General features: G+C 43.6%; 3 protein-coding genes. 2 read left to right on the top strand and 1 reads right to left on the bottom strand.

Annotated features, from left to right (window positions below; genetic code table 11):
* Nucleotides 1-213 (top strand): hypothetical protein (locus ABEV74_RS19355; protein WP_430148616.1); only part of this gene is annotated, 213 nt, incomplete at its 5' end.
* A complete protein-coding gene (locus tag ABEV74_RS19350; RefSeq protein ID WP_430148613.1) occupies nt 203-337 on the top strand; it encodes an N-acetylmuramoyl-L-alanine amidase in 135 nt (44 codons plus the stop codon). The genes ABEV74_RS19355 and ABEV74_RS19350, both read left to right, overlap by 11 nt.
* A 503-nt stretch (nt 338-840) precedes the next feature.
* Here the strand turns inward: ABEV74_RS19350 and ABEV74_RS23265 are convergent.
* Nucleotides 841-1137, bottom strand: coding sequence for a hypothetical protein (locus tag ABEV74_RS23265; RefSeq protein ID WP_488168587.1), 297 nt, complete (start codon nt 1135-1137; stop codon nt 841-843).
* Nucleotides 1138-1343 lie beyond the last annotated feature (206 nt).

Here is a 1343-nt window from a genome sequence, read left to right as displayed (position 1 = left end):
CATTTATTCTTGCAATTTACGTGTATTTTTACCCATCATCGTCATGGGTATTTTTTATCGTTGTATCATCAGCGCATGCTTCAACAATACCAAGTACGGATCCGATGGCTCATTGATCAGGACGTCTGCAATGATGGAAAAGCGGCCAAGGAAACTGTATTCCCTTTGAATTTTTACGACCAATCAGGAGAAGAGACCGAAGATGGATCCTAAAGACGCTGAAAAGATCCGTTTCCAGTCGGCGGCGTGGTACGCCACAGAGTCGAAGAAAGCGCGGGAAGAGTTTATTAGGATGGCTAACGAAGTGATGAAGGCTGCAGGGTTGTCAATAAATTAATTTTGTCGCCCACCCAAATGGGCGGGCATTTTTTATTGCGAAGGTTTGTACTAGTCCGAGAAGAAAACGCGTAACGTCTACCTTTAGCTGCGGCGCCGGCGTAACCAGGAGATGCGGCGGTTCGCACCCACAAGCTGGAGGCAATCTTTACTTTGGAAGTCTCAAAAGGTCTCCGAACATGCCGGCAGTCTGAATATTTAATGACGGCATGTTCGCGGTTACCTAGGCGAGCTATTACGCGAATACTGAAACTGCTACGGTTATCCGCCCGGCGGACGGACAGACCTGGCAAGCGGCGGAGTTCAACGACGGCTTCAGGATGTACGGAATGGCACGGGGTTGTTCTGAATCTCTTACATTCACGACCATTTTATCGCAGTAGCTCGGAAGGCTCAATCTTCCTCTCGCCGGATGTGATCAATTTGACTAAGTAGGACGTTCTGCCTATTCTCAACTAAAGGTAAGAAAAGCTTTATAACATCTTGAGTATTTTAGCTATTTCCTCATGGACCAGTTCCAATGCTTCCTACAATCCAAAAAGGCCCCACTTTTTTCAGATAGAACACACTCAATTCCTCATGAGTAGACCAATCAACGTAATTCGTTACGTCGTAAAGATGGCCATAATCCGGGTCATATTGCTCCATATTTGTAATGTTTGATGTAAAGGCGCTAATAGGGTGAAGTCTAACGAGCATGTATCTTCGAATTGTTAATTGAGGAGATAAAAAACTAACAATCCACAACATTAATAAGAGAGTAACGACTAAAATGATCACGGTTCTTTTTCTTAATTTCATATCTGCCACTCACACCTCAATTTTTTTAACTCGCTCAAAACAGCACGAATCAATCAAGATAGGTCCAAGAGATTAGATTCCTAGTATTTACAATTTGAGGGAATTATGATATTTCCTGAATCCGTGACAAACTTAAGTCCACTCCGCCAGAGAGGGCATTATATGGAAAAAAGTAATCGGAAATCCCCCCATCAGCTAAAGATTCG

Origin of the sequence: Paenibacillus cisolokensis, assembly GCF_050481165.1 — a bacterium.
GTDB classification, from domain to species: Bacteria; Bacillota; Bacilli; order Paenibacillales; family Paenibacillaceae; genus Paenibacillus_AH; species Paenibacillus_AH cisolokensis.
This window is presented reverse-complemented; position numbering and strand designations above follow the sequence as displayed.